Genomic DNA, 7,309 nt, shown 5'->3' on the forward strand with positions numbered 1-7,309 from the left:
ACCCCCTCGTCCGCCCCCCCCCCCCCCCCCGCCCCACTGGGTGTTTTTTTTGGGCGCGCGGCCCCCGGGGGGGGCGGCCCCCCCTTCCACTGGTCCGGGTTTGTGCGCCGGTCAGGGGACTGTGCGCGGGTCCGGGGCCCGGAACGAACCCTCCGAGCTGGGCCACCGTCAGAATGCCGGACAGAGCAACCGGTGGACGGTGAAGGCCCATGATCGACACATCCGAGGCGGTCCCGACGCCCGGTCGTACCTTCTTCGGGCATCCATGCGGCCTCTCCACACTCTTCCTGACCGAGATGTGGGAGCGCTTCAGCTATTACGGCATGCGAGCCCTGCTCGCGGTCTATCTCGCCGCACCGGTGAGCGAAGGCGGCCTCGGTTTCCCGGAGAACACCGCCATCGCCATCTTCAGCGTCTATCTCGCGATGGTCTATCTGCTGACCCTCCCCGGCGGCTGGGTATCCGACCGATTCCTCGGCCCGCGGAAGTCGGTGACCGTCGCCTGCGTCATCATCATGACGGGCCACTTCCTCCTCGCCGTGCCCACCGAGGGGTTCTTCTTCGCCGGACTCTTCCTCGTCGCCATCGGCTCCGGCCTCGTCAAGGCCAATATCTCCACCATGGTGGGCCACCTCTACGTAGGACCCCTCGAATGGCGCCGCGACAGCGCCTTCACCATCTTCTACGTGGGCATCAATCTCGGTGCCTTCTTCGCGCCCCTGGTCATCGGCACCATCGGCCAGAAGGTGAGCTACCACCTCGGCTTCGCGGTCGCCGGCGTGGGCATGGCCATCGGCCTGGTGCAGTACCTCGTCGGACGCCGCTGGTTGAGCCCGCACAGCGATATCGTTCCGGCGCCCATGGACCCGGCACATCGGGCCGCCCTGGTGAAGAAGGGACTGCTCTGGCTGCTGGTCCCCGTGGTCCTCTACGCCGTGCTCGGTCTCTCGGGCCACTACACCATCGACTGGGTGGTCGTCCCGCTCACCGTCATCGGCCTGGTGTTCCCCGCATGGACGCTGATCCGCATCCGACGGGACCCGGACCTGACCCTCCCGGAGCGACAGCGGATGACGGCGTACGTGTGGCTGTTCGTCGCCGCCGCGGTCTTCTGGATGATCTACGACCAGGGCGGCTCCACCCTCAATATCTTCGCGGACCGCGACACCGACACCGAGCTCGCCGGGATCGACTTCCCCTCCAGCTGGTTCCAGTCGCTCAACCCCCTGTTCATCATCGCCCTGGGCCCGGTCTTCGCCGGGTTGTGGCAGTGGCTCGCCAGAGACCGCAGGGAACCCTCCACACCCGCCAAGTTCGGCCTGGGACTGATCCTGATCGGACTGTCCTTCGCCGTCTTCCTTCCGGCGCTGACAGCGGCGTCAGGCGGCAACCTGGTCTCGCCGATGTGGCTGGTCTCCATCTATCTGGTGCAGACGGTCGCTGAGTTGTGCCTGTCACCGGTCGGGCTCTCCGTCACCACCAAGCTTGCTCCGGAGAAGTACGGCAGCCAGATGATGGGCGTGTGGTTCCTGGCGGTGACCGCGGGTGACTGCGCCACCTCGCTCGCCTCCCTCGCCGGCGCCAACCTGAACAGCCGCCCGTTCGTCTTCGCCGAGGTCGCGGTGGCGGTGCTGGTCGGCCTGCTCGTCCTGCTGTTCCGCAAGAGGATCAGCCGCATGTTCGTGGGACACCACTGAGACGATTCCGACACGGAAGAGAGCTGACCAAGGGTGCTACGCACTGCCAACTCCGCCATCGGCCTCACCTGCGCACTGCTCGTCACCGGCCTGACGGTCCCGGCGTGCGGTGGTGAGGACGAAGCCGCCACGGACGGCAAGGTCACAATCGTCTACCAGGACGCCGCGAGCCCACCCGAAGACCGGCAGGTAGTGGCCGTGGTCCGCGAGTCCGGTGTCCTCGAACAGGTCGCCGGCTGGGTGAGCAAGGCCATCGCACTTCCCCACGACCTGACCGTGAAGGTCACGCCCCGGGTACCACCCGGAGTCACGGACGCGGTCACCCAGCCCGACGGGCAGACGATCTACATCCCCCCGCGGTTCCTGACGCAGATCCATGACGTCCTCAGGAAAGTGACCAAGACGGTCAAGCGCCCCGCCCTGCTTCCGGAGGCCGACTACAACGCCGACGACCTCACCGCGCAGTCGACGCAGTTCATCTTCGGTCACGAGATGGGCCACGCGCTGCAACGCCAACTCCTGCTGGCCAACCTCGGTCTCGAGGAGGACGCCGCCGACGGTTTCGCCTCCTTCTACACCGTCAACGAGGTGGGCCCGGGCCCCTCCCTGGCAACCGCCCTGCTCTTCGACGAGCTCGCCCGCGAGGAGGGTGAACTGACGCTGGAAGGCTACTCCAGCGATCACCCCGTCACGCAGCAACGCGTCTTCAACTTCCTCTGCTACCTCGAAGGAAGCGATCCCGGGAAGTACTCCGCACCGCTGGTCGGCGCCGGATACCTGCCGAAGACCCGCGCACCGCTGTGCCCGCAAGCCTGGGCGATGCTCGACTACGGCTGGTGGACCCAGCTCCAACCGCACTTCAGCGAGGACTTCAAGAACGAGGGCGGCCGGTCGCAGGAGGACGCGCGCGAGCACCTGATCGCGGAGACGAAGGCTCTCGCGGAACAACTCGACGAGCTCCGCACCGAGCAGACACGATCCGAGTAGACCGGGCCCACTGCGAACCGCGCACCCCACCGCCGACGACCGGGAGGGAACCGGGGGCGCCTGCTCGCTCCCGGTCCTATCGCGTCTGACGGGCCGGAGACCGTTCCCACGCCCACAGCCGACGCGCGAGACTACCCAGCGGTGAGCGGTGCGCCTCGGCGAGCTGCGCCCCGCTGATCACACCCGCCTCGGCGAGCCGTTCCAGGGCGAGGTCCAGATCGTCGCGTACGGCCGCACGATCCTGTTCGCTCATCTCGGCCACGAGAGAGACGACTTCCTCGAAGGCCGGTCGCCGCGAGGTCGGGACGCCGCGCTCCGCCGCCTGCTTGGCCACGCGAACACTCACCAGGCACACTGCGACCACGGATGCCAGGCCGGCGCAGAGGAGCCAGCGCCACGGTGACGCTGCCATCGTGGCGGCGACCGCGACCAATCCGGCGGACACCGCGGCGAACACCGCCTCGAAGACGGCGAGCACCACCTCTTGCGGTGTCGCCCGCGGCCCACCGGCCCGTGTCCGCCGCCACTCCGCGGCGCGCAGCGCGATGTGGGCCGCGGAGATCAGGCCGGCGATGCCGGACAACCAGAGCTCGGTCTCCCCGTACTTCACGGCCAGGATCACCAGCAGGGGCAGGGCGAGCGGTGCGAAGAGGACCAGAAGCCAACCCGCGTCCCGCGCGTGGTCCATCCCGTTCCTGGTCCGGTCGAGATCGGCCCCCGCCGCCGCGACCACTTCGTGCAGGTCCGGGAGCCGTGAGAAGGCGCTGGACTCCAGCTCGCTCCATCGGAAGGGGGCCGCCGCGCGCACCACGCTGTCGGCGTAGGCGGCTGCGGACGAGAAGGAGCCCGGGGGGCTGGCCATGTGCGGGTGCTCTCCAGGCTCGGTCATGCGTCGGGTCGAGGCGTGCGCACACTAGCACCACGGCCGCGCGGGGTCCTTCCGCGGGGGAGGGCGTCCGGGGGCATCCGTCCCGGCCCGCGATGCCGCCCTGAAGGAGTGCGCCGACCGGCTCGAAGTCCGTCGAGGTCTTCCAGCCGGTCGGCGTGCGTGACATGTGCGGACGCCGGTCCTTGACCAACGCCACAGGGGAAGCCCGCGTCAGGGTGCACCAGTCACCCTTCCGCGCGCGAAGGGGCGCAACCTAGGCGTAGCAGCCGTTGACGGTCGCCGCGAGGTCGTCCATGGCGTCCTTGGTGGCGTTCTGCTCGGCCGTGGCGCCGTTCTCGACGAATGAGAACACCTTCCACTCGCCGTCCTTGCCCCGGGTCAGCCCGCTGAGCGCGATGGCGCCGGTGAGGGTCCCCGTCTTCGCGTGGACCTTGCCCACCGCGCATTTGGAGTTCTCGCCGTCGAATCGGCCGAACTCCGGGCCGAGTGTGCTGCCCGCTTCGCCGGAGACAGGCAGGCCGTCGAGGATGGAGCCGAGCGTGTGCGCATAGCGGGGCTGCGTCAGCAGTTCGAGGATCTGCGCGAGAGTGGCGGCCGGGATGCGGTCGTTCCGGGACAGACCGCTGCCGTCGTGGAGCTGGAAGTTGTCGAGCGAGACGCCGTACACCCCGCTCAGCACCTGGCGCACGACCTCGGTGCCGCCCTCGAAGGTCGCGGGGTGGCCGGCGCCGATCGCGCTCATCCGCAGCAGGGTCTCGGCGACGTTGTTGTCGCTGAGCTTGAGCATCGACCGGACGATGTCCGACAGCGGCGCCGATGTGTGCCGGGCGACAGGCACGTCCTTCTCGTCCGCGGTGGCGCGGGTGACGTCGCCTGAGACAGTGATGCCCGCCGCGGTGAGCCGCTTGGCGAAGACCTGCCCGGCGTCGATGGAGGTGTCCTGGACGGCGTGCTTGTCGACGACCAGTGCGCGGACCGGAGCCACGGTGTCCGGGTAGTAGCCGTCCTTCCAGCCGTCGGCCAGGGTCGGCTCAGGAAACAGGCTGTCATCGACGGCGACCTTCACGGTGGTCAGCCCGGCGGCCTTGAGCCCGGCGACCGCGGCATTCGCCAATTCGGTGAGGTCGGCGGTGGTCAGGGTGCGGTCACCACCGCCGACCAGGGTCAGGGTGCCGTTGCCGTAGACCACGTTGGTGCTGAATCGGTGATCCGGGCCGAGTACGGTCAGCGCCGCCGTCGCCGTGGCGAGCTTCGCGTTGGACGCCGGCATGAGCGCGGTCGACGCGTTGTGACCCCAGACGGTGGTGTCCGAGTCCGCGTCGATGACCACGCCGCTCACGTTGGAGCCGAGCCGCGCGTCGTGTACGCGCGACTCCAGGTTCTTGGCGATCTGCTGGTCGTCGGGATCCAGCCCGTAGGACTTTGCCGTCGCGCTGCCACTCTTTTCGGCAGCGAAGGCGGCGGGGCCGGCCAGGGCTGCGGACGCCATGGGCACAGCCATCGCGAGGACGAGTGCCCGGTGCAGTCCACTTCCGGTGCTGTTCTGTCTGGGCTTGCGATGCCGGCGCCGGCCGCCGGGAAGGAAGGCGTTCTCGGTTGTGTCGACAGCTATTTCGTTCATGGGGGGTTCAAGGCTTTCAGGAGTGGGGGTCCCTGGCTGAAGGAAAACAAGCGCACAGTATCAGCCGTCACACCTGCAATCGGCCGGAGAACGTTCTTCTTGTCGAAAAGGGCAAAGGAATTGCACGAACGGTCATTTGACAGGACCACCGGCCGGACTTCAGCCGTATCACGGCCTTGGGGACGTGCCAACAGCGCGACAGAAGTGGACACACGAGCCGCCCGATGAGGCGGTCGGCCACGGCGCGGGTGCGGATCCGGCGGCGGAACTCCCATGGAGACTGCTGCCGCCGGGAGGACCGGGGCACCCGGTCCGACAGGAATGGGCGTCCACTGCCTCGCGGAGCCGGCCGACGCGGTGAGGGTACAGCCGATCCCCGAGCCGGGACGGTCGTTCCACCACGTCGGCCTGCCGCGGGGGTTGCCATGGGTGGCCCTCAGCCGTGCCTCCTACCGCTCGTGCTGTGCCAGGTGGCGAGAAGTGCGTTCCGGCCCCGCGGCACGGGAAGAGGGCCCGGGCTGCGGGGCACGCGTTCGCGCGTCTCAGGCCACCTCAATTGTCACGGCGCCGACTCACCCAGCGTGGTTTTCCGCTGCGTTCCACGAACGCGCGGACCGTCAGGAGCGGGCAGGAACCCGGACCGGATGAAGTAGTCCACATAGACCCTGAACAACTCCCCGTCCACCACCGGGCAGTCGATTCCGGTACCCTCCAGGACGCGCTGAGTGGCAGTCGTGTCGAAGACGAGCCCTCCCTCGGAACCCGCCCCTTCGGTCTCCGCCGCCATGGTGCTCAGCAGCGGGAAGGCCGCGTTGCCGGGGTCTGCCTGGATACGGTCCAGCCAAGCCGACGGACCGAGGTCCGCGATGTGGTAGCCGGCCCGCCGCAGCCAGTCCACGGCCGTGTCGAGGCGGGTCAGCCGTCCGGCGGCCAGGTGGAAGGTGCCCGATGCGGCCCGCGCCTGCTGGGAGAGCGCGACGATGGCCCCGCTGACGTAGTCCACCGGGGCCAGGTCGAACGCGGTCTCCACCCCGGCGGGCGCTGCCTGTGCCTGGACGCATGCCTTGAGGATCAGCCACATGAAGTCGCCGGTCTGGCAGGCGCCCGTCACCGAGTCCCCGATGATCCGGGTGGGCCGGTAGACGGAAACGGGCAGCCCTCGCGCGCGGGCCTGCTCGATCAGTCCCTCGGCCACCCACTTGCTCTGGGTGTACCCGTGCTCCAGCGCGGTGGCCGGTCCGGTCGGATCCCCGGCGTCGATGACCCGCCCGGGCTCGTCGCAGGGGAACACGCCGACGGTGGAGACGTGGTGGACCGGCACCGTGCGGTACAGGGCTGCCAGCCGCAGGACCTCTTCGGTTCCCCGGACGTTGGCGTCGCGCAACTGGGCGTAGGAGAAAACCAGGTTGACCGCGGCCCCGGGATGGTAGACCGCGTCCATCGTGTGTGCGAGACGGTCGAAGTCCGGCTCCGAAAGGCCCAGACGAGGTTCCGCGAGGTCGCCGGCCAGTACGGTGATCCGCTCCCGCGCCACCCGGTCCCACAGACCGTACGACTCCAGGACGGCACGCAGCCGTTCAGCGGCGTGTGCCTGGCCGCGTCCGCGGACCAGGCAGTGCACGGTGGCTTGGGTACGGTGCAGAAGGTCACGCAGCATGAAGGCGCCCAGGAACCCGGTGGCTCCCGTGAGCAGGACGTTCCGGGGCGCTTCGGCCGCAGTGGTGATGTCAGCGGCCGGGCCGATGACGCCGTCCAGCCGCACTTCTGCGGACAGGTCCGGTGCGGCCGGGCAGGTCGGAACGGTGCCACCGAGAAGGAGCGCGAGGCCGGAAACGGTCGGTGTGGTGAATACCGCCCGCAGCGGGAGAGACGCCCCCAGTTCCGTACGCATTGCCAGGACCAGGCGGGTGGCGAGCAGGGAGTTGCCGCCGAGTGCGAAGAAGTCGTCCTCGACGCCGATCCCGTCGAGGCTCAGCAGCCCGGACCAGATGAGGGCGATCCTCCTCTCCAGGGCGGTGCCGGGCAGGGCCGGGGAAGCAGCGCGGGGAGCGGGGCGTTGAGCGCGCGGCGTCCGGGACGGTTCCCGGCATGCGACGGCCCGAGCAGACTGGGGCC

At 69.2% G+C, this 7,309-nt stretch carries 5 protein-coding genes; 2 read left to right on the forward strand and 3 right to left on the reverse strand.

Features of this window, described 5'->3' with window-relative positions; genetic code table 11:
* The first annotated feature begins 209 nt into the window (after positions 1 to 209).
* Both ACFWI9_RS02635 and ACFWI9_RS02640 read left to right on the forward strand, forming a co-directional pair.
* Positions 210 to 1,697 (forward strand): peptide MFS transporter, encoded by a 1,488-nt coding sequence (locus tag ACFWI9_RS02635; protein ID WP_387158539.1) that lies wholly within the window; start codon positions 210 to 212, stop codon positions 1,695 to 1,697.
* A 33-nt stretch (positions 1,698 to 1,730) separates the two neighbouring features.
* Positions 1,731 to 2,684: a DUF4344 domain-containing metallopeptidase gene (locus ACFWI9_RS02640; RefSeq protein WP_387158540.1), complete on the forward strand. Its 954-nt coding sequence runs from the start codon at positions 1,731 to 1,733 to the stop codon at positions 2,682 to 2,684.
* A 76-nt stretch (positions 2,685 to 2,760) separates the two neighbouring features.
* Here the strand turns inward: ACFWI9_RS02640 and ACFWI9_RS02645 are convergent, their stop codons facing one another.
* The 3 genes from ACFWI9_RS02645 to ACFWI9_RS02655 all read right to left on the reverse strand — a co-directional run.
* Positions 2,761 to 3,546 carry a hypothetical protein gene (locus tag ACFWI9_RS02645; RefSeq protein ID WP_387158542.1) on the reverse strand — a complete coding sequence of 262 codons (786 nt, stop codon included), beginning with the start codon at positions 3,544 to 3,546 and terminating at the stop codon, positions 2,761 to 2,763.
* 280 nt (positions 3,547 to 3,826) lie between these two features.
* Complete coding sequence (gene dacB, locus ACFWI9_RS02650; RefSeq protein WP_387158544.1) at positions 3,827 to 5,194, reverse strand: D-alanyl-D-alanine carboxypeptidase/D-alanyl-D-alanine-endopeptidase; 1,368 nt, start codon at positions 5,192 to 5,194, stop codon at positions 3,827 to 3,829.
* Between the two features lie 559 nt (positions 5,195 to 5,753).
* Positions 5,754 to 7,309, reverse strand: a 1,556-nt coding sequence (locus tag ACFWI9_RS02655) for a thioester reductase domain-containing protein (RefSeq protein WP_387158546.1), incomplete at its 5' end; no start/stop codon positions are given.

The organism is Streptomyces sp. NPDC127084, from assembly GCF_042724175.1.
GTDB lineage: Bacteria > Actinomycetota > Actinomycetes > Streptomycetales > Streptomycetaceae > Streptomyces.

Bases quoted from the DNA above. Each gene is read 5' to 3' on its own strand.
- ACFWI9_RS02645 (WP_387158542.1), bottom strand. From the start codon at position 3,546: ATGGCCAGCCCCCCGGGCTCCTTCTCGTCCGCAGCCGCCTACGCCGAC.
- dacB (WP_387158544.1), bottom strand. From the start codon at position 5,194: ATGAACGAAATAGCTGTCGACACAACCGAGAACGCCTTCCTTCCCGGC.
- ACFWI9_RS02635 (WP_387158539.1), top strand. From the start codon at position 210: ATGATCGACACATCCGAGGCGGTCCCGACGCCCGGTCGTACCTTCTTC.